Source organism: Mycoplasma elephantis ATCC 51980, from assembly GCF_000687815.1.
GTDB classification, from domain to species: Bacteria; Bacillota_I; Bacilli_A; order Mycoplasmatales; family Metamycoplasmataceae; genus Mycoplasma_H; species Mycoplasma_H elephantis.
Window position 1 is genome coordinate 1 of the sequence record NZ_JHXU01000020.1, and the last position, 3376, is coordinate 3376.

Sequence of the window (3376 nt, forward strand, 5' to 3'; positions counted from 1 at the left end):
CCAAAAACGGAAATAACGCAACCGTTAGTTATGAAATAAGTAAGGGTAATAAAAAAATATCAAAGACTAAAGAATTTGTTGGCTTTGCAACTAATGTTGATTGATCAAAAGCTCAAGAAGATGTTTTATTAAAAAGTGGGTTAGTACCAGCCAATATATCTATTAATGATCTATCAATTGAACATTTTGAATTAAAAATTCAAAATAATGAATTTTCTGGAAAATTATTAAATGTTGTCAAAGACAAAGATAATGTTTATATATCTTATGAATTACAAAAGGGTAAAGTAACCACCAAAAAAGAAAAAACATTAAAAAATGAATTTAAAATTGATGATGAAATAAATTGAGATGATGAATCTCAAAATGTAACATTCAAACACAAAGATGGTATCGAAATAAGTAATATGTTGTTTGATGATGTTAGCGAAGATCCTGATGATTATTTAATTGAATATTACACACCAAATGAATTTAAAGCACACATTTATAAAATTGTTAAAAATAATGCGGATAATTCTGTAAAAATTTTATATTATTTATCAAAAAATAACACTTCAAAAACATCAGGAATGTTTGAAACCCCAATTTTTAAATTAACTTTTTTATCAAGTGAAATAGAATGAAGTAAATATAAGGTAAAACTAACTAGTTGAAGTCCTCTCGATTTAATATTACCATCTGAATTACAACCTTTTATGTTGCGTTTAGAAGTTTTTGATGAACAAAATAAACCTTCAAACATACAAGGAACTATTATTAAAACTATTCCAGATGATGAAAATGGTATATTAGGATACAAATATTATTTATCAACTTATGATAATAAAACAAATAAAGAAATAAGAAGTAAATCTTTTGAAGCGAAACAAGATGGTATGGCTAAAAAAGAAAATAAAGACCTTATAGAAATATTTAAAAAATTAAGAGTTCAAGCAAAAGACACTGTATCATATAAAAAAGCTGGGATTAATGCCCAACCAGAAGACTTGGAATATAAATATGATGGTGGAACACTAGACCCAAGCATTAAAATAACAATACTAGAAGTAAAAGGTGAGGAAAAAAGTGATCAAGTTAGTGCGCTAGTGAAGTTGGAATATAAAGGAAAAACACTAACGCATACATTTCAAGGTATTTATGGTTTTATGACTTTAGAAAATTATGAAGATAGAGAAATTACATATACCGATAATGAAGGAAATGAATTTTTAACTCAGTATAAAGGGGTATTACAAAAAGTTACATTAAAAAATCCTAACGCAACTACACTAAAATTGCCAAATGAGGTAAAATCCATATCAGAAAAAGCATTCAAAGATATTGAATCACTTACAGAAATAGATTTAAATAATGCAAAAGAAATCACTTATAATGCTTTTATTAATAAAACAAACCTAAAAAAAGTTATTGGTAATAATATAAAAGAAATTGGTGAAAATGCATTTTCGGGTTGCAAAAATTTAGAAACATTTGAAATTTCAAGTGAACAATTAAAAACAGTAAACGCAGATGCTTTTAATGACACTAAAATTATTACAAAATTTGATGCTGATGGTTATTGTATGTTAGGAAATGTGTTACTTCGTTTATCAGATAAAGTAATAAACGATTCTATAGGTATAGATTTCGTATTAAATAGCAAAGTAAAATATGCTGCCGGAGATGTGTTTAATAAATTAAAATGTAAAACATTTGATGGTAATAAATTAGAATATATGGCATGAAATAATTTTGTGGGTAATTATGCTAATGAAATAACTATAGAAAAAATAGTATTACCTAATTTAACTGAGGTACAATTACGAAATTCTTTTGATAATTATGGTAAAAAATCATATTTTGTTGAATGTAAAAACCTTAAAGAGGTAAATTTAGGAAAATTAAAAATTTTAAGTGAATATATGTTACATGATTGTGAATCGCTAGAAATTATTATCGGTAATGAAGTCACTGAGTTAACTTACCATTCATTGCTTGAAAACTTACCTAATTTAGTACAAGTCAATTTCCCAAAAGTAAAAGATCCTACTAAAGGAAATAATCCAAAAATATCAGGATCCACAAAATTACCTTATGATGCTGATGGATTCTATGTATGAAATGGTGCTCTTTTAGATTATAAAGGAACAAAAACAGAAATAAAATTACCGGATAGTGTAAAAATTGTTTCATACGAAGTTTTAAAAAATAAAAACTTAATATCTGTTGATTTAAATATGGCGCAAGAAATAGAATCAGGATCATTAAGTCAAAACCCTGAACTAAAAATTATAATTGGTAAAAACTTAATAAAAATTGGTAACTATGTATTTGATGGTAATATGAAAATAGAAAAATTCGATTACAATGACTCTAAAATAGAGTGGCAACAAAGCAAAGAATCATCATTTAAAGGTTCAAATTTATATAAATAATTAAAAAGACCAGAATTTTGATTTTGGTCTTTTTTGTATTAAAAATAATAACGATAAAAGAATATCTTTAGCGTCAACAAAGAACATTTATTTATGTTTTAATTAACATATATTATTTTTAGTTGGGTTTTTTCTATTCTCAATTCATAACTAAATAAATATATAAATTTTATTAAATGCATCAATTATGTGAAAATGTCAAATAGTAATATATACATATAAAATTTAAAACTATCAAGTAATACTAATTTAAAAATATGATTAATCATTAATTTTTCATATTTTTTTATTTTTTTATCAAAAATTGTGATTTTTCATACTTTTATTAATGAGGTAATAGAAATTATGACAAAAATAGAAAAAATAACTTTATTAAAAGTAGGTAAAGCTACTAAAAAAGAAATTAATCAAGTTTTTAATAAATTTGAGAATATCAATTGTGATAGAATGATAAATGAAGAGAATAAAGAAAATTCTTACATTTTATTGGAATGAAATGAGAATGATATGAAAAATAAAGAAGCAAAAATACCAGAGCAAAATAATTGAGGTGGTTTAATAGAAGCAGTAGTACAAGCAATAACGCCGGTGTTTAAGAATATGCTTGATGAATCAAACGAAAAACAAGAAGTTAAATTTAAAACAATGCTTGATGAATCAAATAAAATTCAAGAAGCTAAATTTAAAGTTATGTTAGATGAATCAAATAAAAAACAAGAAGATAAATTCAAAATAATGTTAGATGAATCAAATAAAAAACTTAAAACTGAAATTCTTGACGAAATTAATCCTAGATTTGATGCAATAGAAAATGATATAAAAATCTTAAAATCTGATGTTGCAGAATTAAAATCAGATGTGGCTGAATTAAAATCAGATGTTTCAGAATTAAAATCAGATGTAAAAATGCTTAAATCGTTCCATGTTGAAGATATTAAAAAATATAATAAAGAAAATCA

The 3376-nt window shown here is 24.2% G+C and carries 2 protein-coding genes; both read left to right on the top strand.

Annotated elements, in window-relative coordinates; translation table 4 throughout:
* Positions 1–2417 (top strand): leucine-rich repeat domain-containing protein (locus T380_RS04125; protein WP_036437116.1); only part of this gene is annotated, 2417 nt, incomplete at its 5' end.
* A gap of 345 nt (positions 2418–2762) precedes the next feature.
* A partial coding sequence (locus T380_RS04280) for a hypothetical protein (protein ID WP_245594775.1) occupies positions 2763–3376 on the top strand: 614 nt, incomplete at its 3' end.